Source organism: Flagellimonas sp. HMM57 (assembly GCF_021390175.1).
GTDB lineage: Bacteria > Bacteroidota > Bacteroidia > Flavobacteriales > Flavobacteriaceae > Flagellimonas.
This window is the reverse complement of sequence record NZ_CP090004.1, coordinates 3551652-3570742: the sequence shown is the minus strand read 5'-3', so window position 1 is coordinate 3570742 and position 19091 is coordinate 3551652. Positions and strand designations below refer to the sequence as shown.

Genomic DNA, 19091 nt, shown 5'->3' with positions numbered 1-19091 from the left:
ATTTGTCCAATGCAAGCATTGAACTTTCCCAAGTATTCATTTAGAATCAAAAGTAGCGAAAATAGCCTCTATATTTTTGATGTGATACGTAAAAAGTTTGTGCTTTTACAACCAGAAGAATGGGTAAGACAACATGTAGTCCATTTTTTAGTAGAGACAAAAAAATATCCCAAGAGCCTGATCAATGTAGAGAAACAATTGATAGTGAACAATTTAAAAAAACGCTATGATATTGTAGTTTTTAAACCTAATGGACAAATCTTTTTATTAGTGGAATGCAAGGCACCAACGGTTATGCTAAATCAAACCACATTTAACCAAATTGCACAGTACAATTATTTGCTGGAAGCTAATTACCTGATGTTGAGCAATGGAATGGACCATTATTACTGCGAAATGGACTTGTTGAATGAAAAATACAGGTTTTTAAAGGAAATTCCTGATTTTAGCCGTTAATTTGCTGCCGTTTTGAAGATTGCAGTTGTCATACTAAATTGGAACGGAGAGTCTTTGCTCAAAAAATTCTTGCCCTCTGTTGTTGCCCACTCAAATAGGGCAAAAATTTATGTAGTTGACAATGCCAGCTCGGATGGTTCCGTTACTTTTCTTAAAACCAATTTCCCTACTGTTGGTATTGTAGAGAACACAGAAAATGGTGGGTTTGCAAAAGGATATAATGATGGGTTAAAACATATAGAGGCCGATATTTTTTGTCTTCTAAATTCTGATGTTGAGGTGACCCCAAATTGGCTGGAACCTATTGCAGGGATGTTTCATACCACTCCTGAAGCTGCTATCGTGCAACCCAAAATCCTGGACCTAAACCGTAAGGACTATTTTGAATATGCTGGTGCGGCGGGTGGCTTCATAGATAGACTAGGATATCCGTTTTGTCGTGGAAGAATTTTCCAAGCGTTGGAAAAGGACGAAGGGCAATACGATGATATCAAAGAGGTTTTTTGGGCGACAGGTGCGTGCATGTTCATAAGAAGCGAAGTTTTTAATTCACTAGGTGGTTTTGATGAGGATTACTTTGCGCACCAAGAAGAAATTGATCTTTGCTGGAGAGCCAAAAACTCGGGACATAAAGTATATTATGTGGGAAAGAGCCATGTTTACCATTTGGGCGGTTCCACTTTAGCGAACATGAACCCAAAAAAAACCTTTTTAAATTTTAGGAACTCCCTATACTCTATCACCAAAAACCTTCCCCGAAGAAAAGCGTTATTATTGATTTTTTTAAGGTTATTATTGGACGGAATAGCGGCCCTACGTTTTATTTTTCAGTTAAAATGGAACCATTGTCTTGCAATTCTAAAGGCACACTTAAGTTTTTACAGTAACTTTAGGAGAATGTACAAAAAAAGGGAAAAAGCTAATTTTATATTAAAATACCATTCGACTACATCCATAGTATGGTCTCACTTCGTACATCACATAAAGAATTTTAACATTTTAGTAAAAGATTAACGATGGTGAAATTTTTAAAATTTCCTTTTTATATAATTTTGCTGAGATTTTAACAATTAGAACTAATAATCCCTAATATATATAAACATTATTATGAAAAAAGTCTTTTTAGGAACATTTGCGATGGCAATAGCATTGTCTTCATGTGTATCACAGAAAAAATATGCTGAACTTGAGGCCCAACAACAGGAAACTCAAGACTTGTTGAATTCGGCAACAGTAAAATTAAATGATTGTTTGGAGGAAAAAGCCACAGCATCTTCCAAATTGAAAACTCTTGAAGATCAAAACGCTTTCTTGAAAGCGAACAACCAAGAATTGATCAACAATATGGGTAATTTAACAACGCTTACCACTAAAGGTGCAGAAAATCTTGAAAAATCCTTGGAAAGTTTACAAGAAAAGGATTTGACCATAAGAAAGTTGCAAGATGCGGTAACAAGAAGAGATTCCGTAAACCTTTCCTTGGTACAGAGTTTAAAAGGAGTTTTGGGCAATTTGGATGACGAGGACATCGAAGTAAGTGTTGAAAAAGGTGTTGTTTTTGTTTCCATCTCCGATAAATTATTATTTAGAAGTGGAAGCTACAACGTAACTTCTGCTGCAAAAGCAGTATTGGGCAAAGTTGCTAAAGTCGTAAACAACAAACCAGATTTCGAATTCTTGGTTGAAGGACATACCGATAACGTACCTTTCTCAAAAGGTGTTTTACAAGATAACTGGGATTTGAGTGCAAAACGAGCTACTTCTATAGTGCGTATTTTACAGAACGAGTTCAATGTTGATCCTAAGCGTATGACTGCAGCCGGTAGAAGTTACTACGTTCCATTGGTATCCAATGACAGTTCTGCCGATAGAGCTAAAAACAGAAGAACACGAATTGTTGTACTTCCAAAAATCGATCAGTTCTATAGCATGATTGAAGAAGGAATGAAAGATCCTGCGATTGGTGGATCTGGAAACTAAAAAAGTTATAAGTATAAAAATATAAAAGCGGCCATTGGCCGCTTTTTGTTTTTAATAATAATCCTGATTATAAAATATCCAAACTTCCTTTTCCCTCCCTTACCACTTCCGGATACCCTGTAGCCAGATCTATCACAGTGGATGCAATGTTTCCACCATATCCCCCATCTACAACAATGTCAACAAGGTTTTTCCACTTTTCATATATAAGCTCAGGATCCGTAGTATATTCAAGAATATCATCTTCATCATGGATAGAAGTAGAAACAATAGGATTACCCAATTCTGTTACTAAAGCATTTATAATGGCATTATCGGGAACACGTATCCCTACTGTTCTCTTCTTTTTAAAATCTTTTGGGAGATTGTTATTTCCGGGAAGGATAAAAGTATACGGTCCTGGTAACGCTCTTTTTAATATTTTAAAAGTAGAAGTATCTATTTGGCGTACATAGTCCGAAAGATTGCTTAAATCCGCACAAACAAACGACCAGTTGGCCTTTGCTAGTTTTACACCTTTTATTCTGGCAATCTTTTCCAAGGCTTTTGAATTGGTAATATCGCACCCTAACCCATAAACGGTATCCGTGGGATATATGATAAGTCCTCCCTTTCGCAACACGCTTCCGATTTTCGAAACCTGTCTCGGGTTAGGGTTCTCTTCAAAAAGTTTAATAAGCTCTGCCATTTTTTAAAAAGAAATTTTAAGCCGTGTTATACAAAGTAACAAGATTAAAATCAAAAAGTACAGTAAACCTTCAAATGTTGGTTGTAAACGAAACTTATGCCTTCAATCCGCTCATCTATCAAATGATATAGGGCATCGGTCCATTTTGCCTAAGACACTTTCTCCAAAAGTTTCATTTTTACTACAATTTCTAAGATAATGGACATCAATTATGGCATTTAATCATTTCACCAAAAAACTACCTCTTCTCCTATTGCTGTTTTTCATCAGTTGTAAAGAAAATGGCAAATCGGACAAGCTTTATAGTCTAACTTCCGTTCCTGAGCGAGGAAAAGATATCATCTATATTCTTGATCAACAGTTTGAAGACTTATGGAATATTCATCAAAACGATTCGGATTTTCATGACTTGGCCACTTCTATCAATAAGGATATTAGTACTACGATTAAAAAAATCACCACACAATCCTTTCTTGAAGAAATCAATAGATTCAACTATCTAAAAAAACATAGTTATGTCTTTGCGTTATCCGATGATAAGAAAATAGGTGTCTTCTCATGGAATACAAGATTGGGAGGTTCCATGGGTAATTTTAAGAGCATAGTACTACATATAAAAAATGATAGTGTCGTACATACTTATCTTAATGAAAACTCAAGTACCTATAATGAAATCTATAACATAAAAAGTAATCAGCAAAAACCCGTATATCTTTTTCATGGTTGGGGCAGATCGTCAGCTTACGGGTACTACTATCAGATTGATGCTTTTTCGAATGAAGAAGGTATTTTTCAACCAGAACCTATATTTCCAGATAATAAGAGTTCCTTAACTTCTCATTATCAGCTTGAAAATTTAGATTTTGAAGCACAAATGGACTTCAGTATAGAAAAAGACGGCTCTCTTATCCTGCAACCAGAAATCTGGGGAGAAAAAGTGGTGTACCATCCTTTGGAATTCAACGGTACTGATTTTGAGCGAAAACATTTAGACAATAAAGCAAGTATCACCTACACCAACGACAGTTTTGAATGTTCCAATACCTTTAATTTTATCAATGGGTCAGAGTTTCCACTGGTAAATGACAAGGTAGGACATACTACAACCTTTACTTTTGAAAATGAACTTAAAGTTTCAATCGAACAAGTTATAAATAACACTTTTTCAGGTATTAGCGTGAGTATGTACGAAGCCGACACTATTCACATCACCATCAACGATTCAGCGATATCACTTATTGGCAAAACAGGAAACTATCTATTTTTTAAAGGCACTGGAGTACCTGAAAATTGGCCCGTACATGTTTATGATTTAAATGAAAGAACAATACTTACCAAGTACATAGCAGCTGCAATTATCAAAGAAAATCAACTGATTTTCAAAGAATTGATGCCAACGGGAACAAAAGGTCGCAATAAAACTGTTGATTGCGTTAAGGACTATGGGGAATATGCTGTATTATATAAAGTGTATAGATTTCAATATACTGACCTAAATCCAGTAGTGGAATCCATAAACTTGACATTATGCGGATATGCACAATAACAATGCCTCATCATTTTGCGAATTATAAATGGTTGGTTGAATGTCGTAGTGTATCTTTTTAAATACTATCCCATTAAAATCTTCGTTTAAAGTACATAGGATGTTTTTCTAAAAATTGACAATGAACACCATCAGAGGCAGAGTACTAATAGCATTTTTTATGCTTTTCATCCTCATAGGTCCTTTTTTACTTTTTGCATTCAACAGTCTCAAGAAAATTGACAATGCAAAATCTTTCAGGGAAAGTATAGCACTTTTCGATGGTAACCGGCTCAAAGCAGATAATGAATTTTTTCATATTCTGGATTTTGATGCAAAACAGGATTCGTTCTATATTGAAAAATCCACACAATCTTCAGAGCAGTACCATCATTACATAACCAACGCTAAAAAAGCCCTCAACGATATCCAGATAGCCAGAAGCAATTCAAATGCCATAGTGGATAAAAGATTGGGTCGAATCTCAGAAGATATCGATAACCTCGATTCTAAGATTATTGAGGCGATAACACTGATCAAAAAAAGAGGATTCAAGAATTTTGGTGTTATTGGGAAAATGCGCCAGCATATCCATAAACTGGAGACAGGTGCAAAAGGAATTACTTTAGCGGAAATCCTTCAAATGCGTAGAAGAGAAAAAGATTTTTTCTTAAGAAAGGACTATGTATACGCCAAAGAGCTCAATTCATTTATCAATACAATTTTGAATCGTTTAGAATCCAATGGTAAAGCAGATTTGGAAACTATTACCTCTTTAAAAGGCTACCAAAAAAACTTTAACCAAGTAGTCACTTTTGAAAAAGAAATCGGTGATATCAATACAGGACTTATAAAAGAAATTCAAACAATTCATTCCCAGCTCAATGACAAGGTGAGTACTTTGTACAGTATCGTTGACTCAGATTCAGAAGTCATGATAGACACCATAAAATCATATTTGGTACTGTTCTTTTCAATTACGGTGTTGTTTGCTATTCTCTCAGCATTTATTTTCTCAGGTCATATTGCCAATCCTATAAAAAACCTCATCTCGGATATGGACTCCATTGTCCAAAATAATTTTGAGGGGCAAATACACAAAAACAGGAGCATTAAAATTGATGAAATCGATAAACTAACAGGTACCTATAATGGCCTCGTTAACAAAATACGCCAACAGATTCTTAGCCTAAGCGAAAAAAACAAATCTCTGAGCAGCTTAAACGTAAAATTGGTCGAGTCTGAAAATGAACTCAAGGAAGCTTCAAGAATAAAAGATAAGTTTTTCTCCATTATTTCACACGATTTAAGGGGGCATACCGGAAACGTGCTTTCCCTGGCCAATATTCTGAATGAGGACAACGGTGAAATGGACGAAAATGAAAAAGGAATGTTCGTGAAGTATTTATCCGATGCTTCACAAAATCTTCAACTCCTATTGGATAATTTATTGAACTGGGCAAAAACACAGATGAACGATCACCAAATCTCTAAAAGGATGTTCGATATTAATCCAGTTATTGAAAAGAACGTGACCTTGTTCAAGGAGAATGCACACAGGAAAAATATCAAAATTGATTATACTACTGTTGAATTACCCAACGTATATGCAGATAAAAACATGATAGACTTCATTATAAGAAATCTTCTCTCCAATGCATTAAAATTTACCAAAAGTGGTGATACCATATCAATAAACGTTTTAGAACATAGCAATCATTTAGAAATCAAGGTAAATGATACTGGTATTGGTATGACAGAAGAACAAAAAGAAGCCCTGTTAAATTCGACCAAAGAAAACTCGACCACTAAAGGAACCGACAATGAAGAAGGTACAGGACTTGGCTTTGCAATCTGTAAGGATTTTATAAAGAGAAACGATGGAACGGTACAAATAAAATCCAAGGTCAATACTGGAAGTACGTTCTCGTTTACGGTACCAACAAACCTCAATAGAGAAAGTATCCTTAGGGTATCTTAGCTCTTTAGTGCTATTTGATTATTTCCAGCTTGGCAAACCTGAGCAATAACTTTTTAACATCCCCCTTCTCAAATTTAATTTCCGCTTTTCTGTCATTTCCTGCGCCTTCAATTTTAAGTACCTTCCCCCTACCAAAACGGGTGTGGTTTACCATGGAGCCTTCCGCTAGGTTGGAATCTATAACATTGGTATTGCTTGCCGGTGATGACAACTCTGGTTTTAGTTTCCTAAGCTTTCGTAATTGATTCTCGTTTGGTCTTTGAACACTTGGTGGTGTTCCATTCTTGGGTTTTATTTGTCGTAGCTTGCTTTTGTCCACTTCGCCAAATATGTTGGAATCAATCATTGATCTATAGCGATATCCATCGTTCACAGGTACTAGGTTTTCAACGTACTGCTCATCTATCTCTTCCAAAAATCGACTAGGTTCCGCATCAATGAGTTTTCCCCAACGATATCTGTTTTGCGTATAGGTAAGAAAAGCTTGTTTCTCAGCCCGTGTCAAGGCCACATAGAACAAACGCCTTTCCTCCTCAAGTTCACTCCTGGTGTTCATACTCATTGCCGAAGGGAACAAATCCTCTTCCATTCCAACAATGTACACGTAGGGGAACTCCAATCCTTTCGCTAAGTGAATGGTCATAAGAGCGACACGGTCATCATCACCAACATCCTTATCCATATCGGTAGCAAGGGCTACATCCTCTAAGAACTCGGATAATCCACCGGTAGCATCTGCCAATTCCTTTTGACCTTCAACAAAATCTTTGATCCCGTTTAAAAGTTCTTCAATGTTCTCCATTTTGGCAATACCTTCGGGGGTACCGTCTTTTTTGAACTCCAATAACAACCCGGTCTTCTTGGCAACGTGTTCCGCTAGGACAAACGCGTCCGCACCTTCGTTCATAATCTGAAAGCTTTTGACCATGGTCACGAAATCACCTAGTTTCCGTTTGGTTCCACTGTTGATGTTTAGATTTAGCTTTTCCAAATGTTCCATTACTTCAAAAATGGAACGCCCATAATGATTTGCAGCGACCAGAAGTTTATCAATGGTCGTTTGACCAATGCCCCTTGCAGGAAAGTTGATGATACGCTTTAGCGCTTCCTCATCTTTAGGATTGATGATTATTCGTAAATACGCAAGAACGTCTTTAATCTCTTTACGTTGATAAAAAGAAAGCCCACCATAAATCCTATAGGGTATGTCACGTTTTCGCAATGCATCTTCAATGGCCCTCGACTGCGAATTGGTTCTGTACAAAACCGCAAATTCACCGTTTTGCATCTGTTGCTGCATTTTGTTCTCAAAGATAGAAGCAGCAACATACCTGCCCTCTTCAGCGTCTGTAGGACTTCTATGAATCTTTATCTGGTTTCCTTCATCGTTAGAGGTCCAGACCACTTTTTCCAATTGATTTTTGTTCTTGGCAATGATGGAGTTAGCAGCGTTTACGATGTTCTTGGTAGACCGGTAGTTTTGTTCCAACCTGTAGACCGCAACATCGTCATAATCCCTTTGGAAATTAAGGATATTACTGATATTTGCCCCCCTAAAGGAATAAATACTTTGCGCATCGTCTCCTACCACACAAATATTTTGATAACGGTCAGAAAGCGCTTTGACTATTAAGTACTGGGAATGGTTGGTATCTTGGTACTCATCAACAAGAATATACCTGAACCGATCTTGGTATTTCATCAACACCTCCGGAAAACGGGTCAACAGTTCATTGGTACGCAGCAAAAGGTCATCAAAATCCATGGCACCAGCTTTAAAACAACGGTCAACATAATTTTGATAGATTTCTCCCAACCTTGGTCTTTTGGCCATAGCATCCGCTTCTACCAGTTCTGGGTTTTGAAAATAAGCCTTTACCGTAATCAGGCTATTTTTGTACGACGATATCCTATTTTGTATCTGTTTGTATTTGTAAATATCCTTATCCAGCCCCATTTCTTTAATGATTGAAGCAATCAATCGCTGTGAATCTTGGGTATCGTAGATGGTGAAGTTGCTGGGGTAGCCGAGCTTATCACCATCAAAACGAAGGAGTTTGGCAAAAACCGAGTGGAACGTTCCCATCCAAAGGTTTTTCGCTTCAGAATTTCCAACAATGGTGGCGATACGTTTTTTCATTTCTTTGGCGGCCTTGTTGGTAAAGGTCAAAGCCAAAATATTGAACGAATCCACACCTTGCTCCATCAAATGGGCAATCCTGTATGTCAAGACCCGGGTTTTTCCTGAGCCAGCGCCCGCAATGACCATTAAAGGACCGTCCTTGTGCAATACAGGAGCGCGTTGCGCATCGTTCAATTCATCCAAAAAAGTACTCAAACAGCAAAAATTTTTAAAAAGTAACCGTGAAATTAGCTAATAATGGTTTTATCCTAAAAACATACTTTCAATACTTATAAACACGAAAGCATTTTTTTAAATCGAATTTGAATATATTTAAGAACTAAAACACTGCTCATTCATGAATTTAAAATTGATGCCCGTCATTCTCCTTACTTTAATTTCCGCATATGCAATTTCACAAGAAAAAAAGGCAGGTCCTGTGATTGAGAATTACGGGAAAGTCTGGGAAATCGAAAACCCTGATTTCAAAACCAATGTCAATCAAGAATTTAAAGTTGTTTTTGATATCATGAACAGTCCCGAATCCCACTCAGAAATAAATAGGACCATTGAAACTGCTGCGCGATTTCTCAACATGCACGCTCAAGGTGGAGTCCCGGTAGAACAATTGAAAGTAGCATTGGTGGTCCACAACAAAGCATCTAAGGATATCATCCACAATAAAGCCTATAAAGCAAAATATGGAGTTGATAATCCAAATTTTGATATGGTCAAAGATTTGATAGATGCCGGAGTAGAAGTAATTTATTGCGGGCAGTCTTCTAAATCCCGTAACTTTCCCAAAGAAGAACTGATACCCGACGTTAAAATCGCCCTATCGGCTATGACAGCACTTATTCAGCTACAAAACAAAGGATATCAACTTATAAAATTTTAAATCGACTATACATGAACAAAATTTTCACCCTTGCATTGCTGTTTACCAGCATCTCAATTTGGGCACAAGGCCCCAATCTTGAAAAGGACTATGCCGCCATTGAAGACAAAGTCATCGAATGGAGACGGGACATCCACCAAAACCCGGAACTCAGCAATCGCGAGTTTAAAACTGCTGAAAAAATTGCAAAACATTTAAAATCACTTGGAATTGAGGTACAAACAGGTGTTGCGAAGACCGGAGTGGTTGGGTTGTTAAAAGGCGACCAAGATGGAAAAGTCGTTGCATTAAGAGCAGATATTGATGCATTACCGGTTACCGAGCGAAACGACTTGTCCTACAAATCAACCGTAAAATCCGAATTTTTGGGAAAAAGTGTTGGTGTTATGCATGCCTGTGGGCATGATACACATGTTGCCATTTTAATGGGTGTTGCTGAAATACTCTCCAAAAACAAGGACAAAATAAAAGGTACGGTCAAGTTCATCTTTCAACCCGCAGAAGAAGGTCCGCCACCAGGAGAAGAAGGTGGTGCACTGTTGATGGTGAAAGAAGGCGTACTTACAAATCCCAATGTCGATGCAATTTTTGGACTTCACATCAATTCTCAAACCCCTGTTGGTACGGTAAAATACAAACCAGGAGGAAGCATGGCATCCGCTCAACGCTTTGTAATCAATGTAAAAGGAAAACAAACGCATGGCTCTCAACCATGGGGTGGAGTTGATCCCATATTGATCAGTGCTAAAATTATAGATGGGTTACAGACCATCATCAGTAGAGAAACCGAATTAATCAATGAAGCCGCGGTTATTTCTGTGGGTAAGATTACCAGTGGTGTACGTTCCAATATCATTCCAGAAAGTGCCGAAATGATCGGAACTATACGAACATTGGATTATGATATGCAAAAGTTCATCAATAAACGTATGGAAGAAATGGTTCCTGCCATCGCGAAAGTTTATGGTGGCGAAGCAACAATTGATATTCAAACTTCCACTGCAATTACTTATAATGATTTGGATTTGACGGCCAAAATGGCTCCGACCTTGGAAAAAGTAGCGGGAAAGGACAATGTTTCCATTCACAAAGCAATTACCGGAGCAGAAGATTTTAGCTATTTTCAAGAAAAAGTTCCTGGATTCTATTTTTTCCTTGGAGGTATGACACCCGGAACTACAGAATCTTATCCTCATCATACTCCAGATTTTAAGATTGATGATAGCGGATTGCTTTTGGGCGTAAAGACAATGACACAATTAGCCTTGGATTATTTGAATTTGTAAATGGAGGTCGTTCTCGATTTTTTAGCAGATATACCATGGTGGCTATGGGTATTGATGTTCCTTTTTTTGGTGGCAATACGTGATATCTTTTTTCAGAAATCACATACCATAAGTCATAATTATCCTGTTGTTGGTCACCTGCGGTATTGGCTGGAGAGTATTGGCCCTGAAATGCGGCAATATTTTGTGGCAAATAACCGGGAAGAGCTGCCATTTAACAGGATAGAACGTGGTTGGATTTATGCCTCTGCGAAAAAGGAAAATAATTATGAAGGTTTTGGAACAGATAGAGATATTTATTCCCATCAGCATATTTTCATAAAAAATGCCCTGATGGGGTATCAAGTTCCAGAAAACCACCCCAATAATGAGAATCCCTATTTTTTGCCCTGCGCTAAAGTCATGGGTGCTTATAACAAAAGGAGAAAACCATACCGACCGGGCTCAGTTATCAATATTTCCGCTATGAGCTTTGGTTCTTTGTCCGCAGCTGCCGTAGAAGCCATGAACAAAGGGGTAGAAAAATGTCATGCATATCACAACACTGGCGAAGGCGGGCTATCCCCATACCATAAACAAGGAGGCGATGTCGTCTTTCATTTTGGAACCGGATATTTTGGTGTACGTTCCAAAAACGGGAATTTCTCCATAGAAAAAATGAAGATCTTGGTCGATGAGAATCCCTGCATAAAAGCCATTGAGATAAAATTGTCTCAAGGTGCCAAGCCAGGTAAAGGCGGTGTGCTACCAGGTGCAAAAATATCACCGGAAATCGCCGAAATTCGTGGTGTGGAAGTTGGAAAAGATGTCCTCTCCCCTGCTACTCATAAAGCATTTAGTTCCATTCCTGAACTTTTGGAACTTATTGAAAATATTGCGGACCAGACCGGATTACCTGTAGGAATAAAAGCAGCTATAGGAAAGCTAGATCAATGGAAAGAGTTGGCCGATTTAATGAAAAAAACAGGGAAAGGACCAGATTTCATTACAATTGACGGTGGTGAAGGTGGCACCGGTGCTGCACCTCCCAGCTTTGCCGACCACGTATCTTTACCTTGGGTTTATGGATTTGCTTCTATTTACAAACTATTCAAGGATAAAAACCTTACGGAAAGAATCGTTTTCATAGGTAGTGGTAAACTTGGTTTTCCAGCAAAAGCGGCCATGGCATTTGCAATGGGCGTGGATTGCATCAACGTAGCACGCGAAGCCATGATGAGTATAGGGTGTATCCAAGCCCAGGTTTGCCATACCAATAGATGCCCTGCTGGAGTAGCTACACAAAGCAAATGGCTTCAAAATGGAATCAACGTACCTCTAAAATCAGATAGACTGGCGCAGTATTTCAAGACCTTCAGAAAAGAGTTTTTAGAAATTACACACGCTTCGGGTTATGAGCATCCCTGCCAATTTCGTATGGAAGATATTCAAGTAAATGTAGATGATGATTACCTTAACAGTGATTTAAAAACTGTTTATGGTTATGAAAAAACAGACGTTGAATTTAACTCTATGCAAGAACTTTATGACTGTTCTTATCTAGGTGGACGAAGAGTTTTGGAAAAAACATCATAATTTTGACTTTTAAAACATATAACACACAAATACCAAATCGATGAAAAGACATATTACTATTTTGATGGCACTTTTTTTTACAGTTATGGGAATTGCCCAAAAAAAGAGTGAACTAATCGCTGAAATCAGTGAACTTAAAACTAACCTTAGAACAGTTGAACAGGAGCTTGCAAGTACCAAAAGAAAAATCTCCTCAAGTGAAGCAAAAGCGGAAACTTTGGAGAATGAAAACAATGCACTTCGCGATGCCAATCAAACGCTCCTGCAAAACTTGAGCAGCTTCTCCGAACTTTCAAAAAAGAATAGTCAGAATGTGAATACCACACTAGCTGCACTAGGGCGAAAAGAAAAACAGCTTAGTAATATGACCGCAATGATAGCTTCAAATGACTCTGTTGCCATTGTGCTGTTATCCAAAGTAAAACAATCCATGGGAAGCGATGCTAAAGCTGACTTTGTGGAAGGAGAGATAGTAATATCAAACAGTCTGAATACTTTATTTGGAGCTGATAATGCTTCAGAAATAACCGAGGAAGGCAAAGCGTGGCTGGAGAAAGTTTCTAAAGTGATCAAAACCAATCCCACATTAAAAATTGAAGTTGAAGGATTGAACATCACCGGAGAATTTGGTGCTACCTTTGATCAAGCCACCACAATTTCAAAAGAATTGGTCGAAACTTTTGAAGTTTCAAGTGAGCGTGTAAACATATCGGTCAAAGATGGCAACTTTAAAGAAGGTATAAACATAAAGCTACAACCCGACTACAAAAGCTTTTATGATAGTGTGAAACAGAAGGCAAAGGACAACTAATATTTTCATTGCCCCTGCCCATACTTTTTGTGGCTTTAGTTCGTTCTAGTTTTTATAAAACCAAAAACCAACTAATCCATGAGCGGAGACGATATCTTTCAACTTTTTGCATACCTATTACCAGCAGTAGTAACCGGCGCAATTGCTTTTTATTTTTTTAGGCTACATACTAAAAATGAGGAAGGCCGAAGACGTTTTCTCCTGCATAAAGACTCCCAAAAAGATACGTTGCCCATACGCTTGCAAGCTTATGAGCGCATGGTTCTTTTTTTAGAAAGAATTGCTTTAAATAGCCTGGTAGTCCGTGTAGGACCAAATGGAAAAGATAAAAGTGCCTATGAGAACCTGCTCATAAAACAAGTGGAGACCGAATTTGAGCATAACCTTTCCCAGCAAATATACATGTCCGAAGAATGTTGGAACATTATCAAAGCTGCAAAAAACGCTACAATTCAGATGATACGTTCTGCAGGTATGAGCGCTACGGATTCTCCAGATAAGTTAAGGGAAGATATCTTAAACCAAACCATGGAAAAACAATCCCCATCAGCAACGGCGCTTAGTTTTGTAAAGAAAGAAGTGGGCGAACTGTGGTAATTATCATTCCTGATGTTCAGGGTCTATAGGACTTGTTTCTTCATTTTTGTTCTTGGCATATAAATACCCTTTTTTCCACCATAGGGTCATGCGTTCTTTATCAAAAATTAACGAATTCGTTGTTAAAACTGTCGGTGTATAATAAAAGTTGATAATCGCATCTTTTTGATTGGCCACGAATTTTCCTATTCGGATGTTTTGATTCTCAATTCTATCCAACATAAAGGCGAAAATAGTGGTCATCAACTCAAATGGGTTTTTGACCGGTAATCGATTAAGATAGTTCACTTCAGTGTGAAGCACAACAACATCTACTTCGGTCGCACCACGTTTCAATGCTTCTTCAATGGGAACCAAACTTCCCAGGCCACCATCCGCATATTCACAACCGTTCCGCTTTACCAAGCTCATAAACGGAGCATAATTCGATGAGATCCATATCCAATCACAAAATTCATCATAAGTACAATCGTTAATAGACTTATACTCCACTTGGTTCAAAGATAGATTCGATACCGTCACTACCACATCTGTGGTACTTTGCTTTAATTCTTCAAATTCTTCCGGAGTTATAGATTCACGGATAAGATGCCGAAGGTTCTCGCTCTCACCAAAGGTCTTTTTCCCACGCATAAAGTTTTTGACCACGTTCCAGTGATTGATGGCAATAATATCGATACCATGTTTTTTCTTTACTACAAAAGGACAGTTATTGAATATACTTTTTTGATTTACGGACGAATAGATTTCCTTTATTTTGTCCAACTTGTTCAATGCCAAATGGGAGATAAGCAAACTTCCCGTTGAGGTGCCCACGAACAAATCGTACTTGTGGTTGGCTTCTTGTATTAAAAATTGAGCAACTCCACCTGCAAATGCTCCCTTACTACCGCCACCAGATATGACCAATGCCCTCATTTACCCAAAGTTTTATCCAAATAATGCTGCTGTTCTTGATTTAAGGATGGATATATGGCCCTAAGTCGGGCTACATTGCCATCTCCTTTCAAGAACTCTTTTAATATTTTTCGTGAGGATTTCTTAAAATACCAAACATGATGGCTACAGGCATCCACCAAATTTTTTAAGGTATTATCATTGAATGTCCCTATATTTTTCAAATATTGAAAAGCCAGTAACCGTACTTCAAAATGATGCTCAGAACTGGTATAGCTATTTAATTCTCTAAAAAACTCAGGTTTTAGATCAATACGATAGGTTGGACTCACCAATCCCAAGGTCAGCCAAAGCAGACGAACATTCTTGTTTGGTAATCCAACGATATCTTTCGTTTTCTCCAAATAAGCAGTTTGGCCATCTGGAAAGTCGGTCCATAATCTATAAAGAGCGGATTCCACAGTTTTATAGCTCCCATCCATCAACAAGCTTTCAAAATCCAGACGAATTTGAGCAGGCAGCTTTTCTATAGAAAAAGCGACTGCTTGTCTTACTTTAGAACTTTCATCTCTAAGGATTCTTCCCAAGAATTTTGCTGATAGGTTTGTAGCGTAATCCGATACCAAACGATTTTTGACATCATCCGATTTTAATACATTCCATTCATCTGTAAGAATGGTTTCGGCTTCATCAAAATTGTTCCCAATGGTGCTTTTGATATCAAAGTAATTTTTGATAGAATTGCTATTATCAATTAAAAAGGATTTGGCAGTTTCAAATGGAAATTCCGACTCTTGTAGCCATACACTTTTAAAATCAGCAAGGTTCATCCCAGATGCCTTTTCCATTTCCCACATAAAATCTGAAATCGTGACGTTCTGATAGGCATATTTTGTTAGATAGTTCTGTATTCCCTGACGAAAATTAAAGTCTCCTACCCTTTCCCTGAGCATCACCAAGGCCCAAGCCCCTTTTTCGTAAAACGTAAGACTACCGGCGCTGGAGTTCGTCAATGCCTCTCCATTTCCATCACTGGAGAAATTTATAAGCGACTTGGCAGTATCCAACAATCGCCAATAAAAATAGTCCTCACCAAATATTTCCTTTTCGGCTAAATAGGCATAATAGGTGGCAAAACCTTCATGCAACCAGTGGTGTTCACCACTCTGCTCAGTGACCAGATTCCCAAACCATTGGTGTGCCAACTCGTGTGCGTTGACATTCACGTAATTCTTATCCGAAAAGGCTATAGAATCAATCATAAACGTATTGGAAAAAATGGTCGCACCTGTATTTTCCATTCCAGCATATAAAAAATCCTGAACAGGTACTTGTTTGTAGTTTTGCCAAGGATAAGGCACATTGATTTCCTTTTCCAAAAAATCGAAAACAAATCGCATATGTCGATACGTAGGCTCAACCTTTGAGCTATCCTTGGGCTCATAGTATAATTCTATCGGTATCCCTGTACTAGATTGAATCGTTTTCTTATCAAACTTTCCAATAGCAAACCCTACAAGGTAACTGCTCATAGGTTGTTCCATGTCAAATTGCCAAGATTGGCCTTTACCGTCTGGCAATTCTTCTTTTCCAGTAAGTTTACCATTTGAAATAACGGTATAGCCTGGCACAGCAATTAAATTAAGGTCGAACTCAACCTTTTCGTTCATATCGTCAAAACTGGGCAGCCAATGGCTCGTATACTTTCCTTGTCCTTGTGTCCAAATCTGATTGTTATCTGGATTGCTATCATCCCATCCCAAGAAATAAACAGTCTGTTTAGGGTTCGCCAGATATGTTAATGAAATTGAATGGATTGTTCCTTTCTTAAACTTCTTTTTTAATGTGATTGATTTTTGATCGTTAGTGTAATTCACGCTTTTTGAATCAAGTAAAACCGATGAAAAATCAATATTGATGGCGTCCAGAAAAATTGAATCAATGCTTTTTAAAACTTCAAACTTATAGGTCACTTGCCCTTTGACCTGTTTTTGTTGGGGAATTGGTTCAATAAAAATTTTGGCACTTAAAAAATCTACACCATCCTGAGTTTGAGAACTTAGAATCTGTGCGAAAAAGAAAAAAACTGCTACGGGGCCGAGCTTCATGTTTTGTAAATAGCAAAAGTCAATCCAAATTACATATTTTAGTTTTATGAATCCCAATTTTCTGCAAACTCCTATTCCTTATTTAAAGGGTGTTGGTCCCAACAGAGCGGATACGCTTGGGTCAGAATTGGGCATACACACCTACTTAGACCTCCTGCATCTGTTTCCGAATAGGCATCTGGACAAAACGAGCTATTATAAAATAAATCAGTTACAATCCAGTGGAGCAGATGTACAAATAGTTGGTAAAATTGTTCATATAAAAACCGTGGAACAAAAACGCGGAAAACGCTTGGTTGCCAGTTTTATTGATGAAACCGGACAAATGGAACTGGTTTGGTTTCGTGGGCAAAAATGGATTAGGGAAAACCTAAAACTTAACGAACCTTATGTAGTTTTTGGGCGGACCACAAAATACGGAAGTACCTTTTCAATGCCGCATCCAGAAATGGAACTGGTTTCTGAGCATGAGAAAAATCTAAAGGTTGCCATGCAACCCATTTATCCTTCGACTGAAAAGTTGAGCGCAAAGGGTATCACAAATCGTGTAATCGGTAAAATGATGCAGCAGTTATTCTTGGAATCCGGGGGAAGTTCCCAGAATCACTTTCATCAGGAATACGCGACGAGTTAAAATTGATTTCAAAAAGTCAAGCTCTTTTTAACATTCATTTTCCAAAAAGTCAAGAGTTGTTGGCAAAAGCACGGTTTCGGTTAAAGTTTGAAGAGCTTTTTTATGTACAGCTCCAGTTGATTTCCAAAAAGCTCATCAGAAAGCATAAAATAAAGGGATTACCTTTTGAAACTGTTGGAGAGCATTTCAATACTTTTTTCACAGAACACCTCCCATTTGAGCTTACCAATGCGCAAAAAAGAGTCATTAAAGAGATTCGGAGCGACATGGGCAGTAATGCCCAAATGAATCGTTTATTGCAAGGTGATGTAGGTTCAGGTAAAACTATAGTTGCGCTAATGTGCATGTTATTGGCGATGGATAATGGTTTCCAGTCCTGCTTGATGGCCCCAACCGAAATTTTAGCAAACCAACATTACAATGGTCTAAAAGACTTATTAGGGGAAATGAATGTGAATATTTCTCTATTGACTGGTTCCACCAAAAAATCCGAGCGCACTCTAATCCACGAGCAGTTGGAAAATGGAGAACTACATATTTTGGTAGGTACCCATGCCGTTTTGGAAGATAAGGTCCAGTTTCATAACCTTGGGCTGGCCGTTATCGATGAACAACATCGGTTTGGTGTCGCACAGCGTTCCAAGTTATGGCATAAAAATGAAATCCCACCACATATTCTGGTCATGACAGCCACCCCTATTCCAAGAACATTAGCAATGAGTCTTTATGGGGATTTGGATATTTCCATTATCGATGAACTTCCTCCGGGACGTAAACCTATCAAAACAGTGCATAGGTTTGATAACAATAGGCTAAAAGTCTTTCAGTTTATGAAGGATGAAATCAAAAAAGGAAGGCAAATCTATATTGTATATCCCTTGATTCAAGAGTCCGAAGCTTTGGATTATAAGGATTTGATGGACGGTTATGAAAGTATTTCCAGAGACTTCTCCCCTTCTGATTATCAGATATCCATAGTTCATGGCAAAATGAAACCAAAGGATAAAGATTATGAAATGGAACGTTTTGTAAAGGGTGAAACCCAACTAATGGTAGCAACAACGGTCATTGAAGTTGGCGTTAACGTTCCCAATGCATCTGTTATGGTCATTGAAAGCGCGGAGCGGTTCGGATTGTCCCAATTGCACCAGTTACGTGGCCGTGTAGGTAGGGGTGCTGAGCAAAGTTTCTGTATTTTAATGACAGGCAACAAGCTTTCGGAAGATTCCAAGACACGATTACAGACCATGGTGCGCACCAATGATGGTTTTGATATTGCCGAAGTGGATTTAAAACTGCGCGGTTCTGGTGATTTAATGGGTACGCAACAAAGTGGTCTCCTTAATTTAAAAATAGCGGACATCGTTAAGGACAACCAAATCTTAAAAGCTGCCAGATACCATGCCATTCAACTTCTAAAAGATGACCCAAATCTGAAAAAGGAAGAAAACCAAATGATCTTAAAAGCGTACACCAAAATGATGAAGCAATCTTCAATTTGGAACTATATAAGTTAAAATGCCCAGTAAAAAA

14 protein-coding genes and 1 pseudogene are annotated in these 19091 nt (G+C 38.0%); 11 read left to right on the top strand and 4 right to left on the bottom strand.

Going from position 1 to position 19091, the window contains the following annotated elements:
* The first annotated feature begins 9 nt into the window (after window positions 1–9).
* From LV716_RS15855 to LV716_RS15845, 3 genes are all read left to right on the top strand, one after another.
* On the top strand, window positions 10–456 hold the full coding sequence (locus LV716_RS15855) for a type I restriction enzyme HsdR N-terminal domain-containing protein (RefSeq protein ID WP_163418756.1): 447 nt from the start codon (window positions 10–12) through the stop codon (window positions 454–456).
* Between the two features lie 12 nt (window positions 457–468).
* On the top strand, window positions 469–1470 hold the full coding sequence (locus LV716_RS15850; protein ID WP_163418755.1) for a glycosyltransferase family 2 protein: 1002 nt from the start codon (window positions 469–471) through the stop codon (window positions 1468–1470).
* A gap of 93 nt (window positions 1471–1563) precedes the next feature.
* A complete protein-coding gene (locus LV716_RS15845) occupies window positions 1564–2436 on the top strand; it encodes an OmpA family protein (RefSeq protein ID WP_163418754.1) in 873 nt (290 codons plus the stop codon).
* Window positions 2437–2503: 67 nt separating this feature from the next.
* On the opposite strand, the gene LV716_RS15840 is transcribed toward LV716_RS15845, so the two are convergent.
* Window positions 2504–3124 (bottom strand): L-threonylcarbamoyladenylate synthase, encoded by a 621-nt coding sequence (locus LV716_RS15840; protein WP_163418753.1) that lies wholly within the window; start codon window positions 3122–3124, stop codon window positions 2504–2506.
* Window positions 3125–3335: 211 nt separating this feature from the next.
* On the opposite strand from LV716_RS15840, the gene LV716_RS15835 reads away from it, so the two are divergent.
* Window positions 3336–4670, top strand: a complete 1335-nt coding sequence (locus LV716_RS15835) for a hypothetical protein (RefSeq protein WP_163418752.1) — start codon at window positions 3336–3338, stop codon at window positions 4668–4670.
* Window positions 4671–4791: 121 nt separating this feature from the next.
* Window positions 4792–6630 (top strand): HAMP domain-containing sensor histidine kinase, encoded by a 1839-nt coding sequence (locus LV716_RS15830; RefSeq protein ID WP_163418751.1) that lies wholly within the window; start codon window positions 4792–4794, stop codon window positions 6628–6630.
* Window positions 6631–6640: 10 nt separating this feature from the next.
* Here LV716_RS15830 and LV716_RS15825 read toward each other — a convergent pair whose 3' ends face one another.
* Window positions 6641–8968: an ATP-dependent helicase gene (locus LV716_RS15825; protein ID WP_163418750.1), complete on the bottom strand. Its 2328-nt coding sequence runs from the start codon at window positions 8966–8968 to the stop codon at window positions 6641–6643.
* Window positions 8969–9110: 142 nt separating this feature from the next.
* Here LV716_RS15825 and LV716_RS15820 point away from each other — a divergent pair, with 142 nt between their 5' ends.
* From LV716_RS15820 to LV716_RS15800, 5 genes are all read left to right on the top strand, one after another.
* Entirely contained in the window at window positions 9111–9650 is a 540-nt protein-coding gene (locus LV716_RS15820) for a DsrE family protein (protein ID WP_163418749.1), read from the top strand.
* A gap of 11 nt (window positions 9651–9661) precedes the next feature.
* Window positions 9662–10936, top strand: coding sequence for an amidohydrolase (locus LV716_RS15815; protein WP_163418748.1), 1275 nt, complete (start codon window positions 9662–9664; stop codon window positions 10934–10936).
* Window positions 10937–12511, top strand: coding sequence for an FMN-binding glutamate synthase family protein (locus LV716_RS15810; protein WP_163418747.1), 1575 nt, complete (start codon window positions 10937–10939; stop codon window positions 12509–12511).
* A gap of 40 nt (window positions 12512–12551) precedes the next feature.
* Window positions 12552–13322 carry a hypothetical protein gene (locus LV716_RS15805; protein WP_163418746.1) on the top strand — a complete coding sequence of 257 codons (771 nt, stop codon included), beginning with the start codon at window positions 12552–12554 and terminating at the stop codon, window positions 13320–13322.
* A 78-nt stretch (window positions 13323–13400) separates the two neighbouring features.
* Entirely contained in the window at window positions 13401–13919 is a 519-nt protein-coding gene (locus LV716_RS15800; protein ID WP_163418745.1) for a hypothetical protein, read from the top strand.
* Between the two features lie 3 nt (window positions 13920–13922).
* Here the strand turns inward: LV716_RS15800 and LV716_RS15795 are convergent, their stop codons facing one another.
* Both LV716_RS15795 and LV716_RS15790 read right to left on the bottom strand, forming a co-directional pair.
* A complete protein-coding gene (locus LV716_RS15795) occupies window positions 13923–14837 on the bottom strand; it encodes a patatin family protein (RefSeq protein WP_163418744.1) in 915 nt (304 codons plus the stop codon).
* Entirely contained in the window at window positions 14834–16924 is a 2091-nt protein-coding gene (locus LV716_RS15790; protein WP_163418743.1) for a M1 family metallopeptidase, read from the bottom strand. The genes LV716_RS15795 and LV716_RS15790 overlap by 4 nt, the downstream gene beginning before the upstream one ends.
* A gap of 46 nt (window positions 16925–16970) precedes the next feature.
* On the opposite strand from LV716_RS15790, the pseudogene recG reads away from it, so the two are divergent.
* Window positions 16971–19075: pseudogene (recG, locus tag LV716_RS15785) on the top strand (ATP-dependent DNA helicase RecG).
* The last annotated feature ends 16 nt before the right edge of the window (window positions 19076–19091 follow it).

Coding starts and splice junctions, on each gene's coding strand:
- LV716_RS15855 (WP_163418756.1), top strand. CDS start 10: ATGCAAGCATTGAACTTTCCCAAGTATTCATTTAGAATCAAAAGTAGC.
- LV716_RS15845 (WP_163418754.1), top strand. CDS start 1,564: ATGAAAAAAGTCTTTTTAGGAACATTTGCGATGGCAATAGCATTGTCT.
- LV716_RS15800 (WP_163418745.1), top strand. CDS start 13,401: ATGAGCGGAGACGATATCTTTCAACTTTTTGCATACCTATTACCAGCA.
- LV716_RS15795 (WP_163418744.1), bottom strand. CDS start 14,837: ATGAGGGCATTGGTCATATCTGGTGGCGGTAGTAAGGGAGCATTTGCA.
- LV716_RS15840 (WP_163418753.1), bottom strand. CDS start 3,124: ATGGCAGAGCTTATTAAACTTTTTGAAGAGAACCCTAACCCGAGACAG.
- LV716_RS15815 (WP_163418748.1), top strand. CDS start 9,662: ATGAACAAAATTTTCACCCTTGCATTGCTGTTTACCAGCATCTCAATT.
- LV716_RS15830 (WP_163418751.1), top strand. CDS start 4,792: ATGAACACCATCAGAGGCAGAGTACTAATAGCATTTTTTATGCTTTTC.
- LV716_RS15810 (WP_163418747.1), top strand. CDS start 10,937: ATGGAGGTCGTTCTCGATTTTTTAGCAGATATACCATGGTGGCTATGG.
- LV716_RS15805 (WP_163418746.1), top strand. CDS start 12,552: ATGAAAAGACATATTACTATTTTGATGGCACTTTTTTTTACAGTTATG.
- LV716_RS15835 (WP_163418752.1), top strand. CDS start 3,336: ATGGCATTTAATCATTTCACCAAAAAACTACCTCTTCTCCTATTGCTG.
- LV716_RS15790 (WP_163418743.1), bottom strand. CDS start 16,924: ATGAAGCTCGGCCCCGTAGCAGTTTTTTTCTTTTTCGCACAGATTCTA.
- LV716_RS15820 (WP_163418749.1), top strand. CDS start 9,111: ATGAATTTAAAATTGATGCCCGTCATTCTCCTTACTTTAATTTCCGCA.